At 36.7% G+C, this 237-nt stretch carries 1 pseudogene; it reads right to left on the reverse strand.

The features are described 5' to 3' along the window. Positions 1–237 (reverse strand): annotated as a pseudogene (locus tag ACY2RT_RS15645) (tRNA uridine-5-carboxymethylaminomethyl(34) synthesis GTPase MnmE); the annotation flags it as partial.

The raw sequence follows: 237 nt of genomic DNA on the forward strand, positions 1-237 counted from the left end.
TGGTCACGATAGTCTCATTATTACGCAAGGCTCCGGTATTTACAAAGTCGAGTAGGGTAGTCTTAAGATCTTCAACGCCTTCACCTGTTTTTGCTGACAGTAAATGTAACTGTGAGATATAAGATTTGAGCTGTGAGATCTGGGGCTTAGTAAGTTGATCCACTTTATTTGCACTAACGATCAATTGTTTCTGCGGAAACTTGTTCTTTAATTTTTCAATTTCAATTTTTATAGCAT

The organism is Ulvibacter sp. 2210JD10-4 (genome assembly GCF_058148525.1).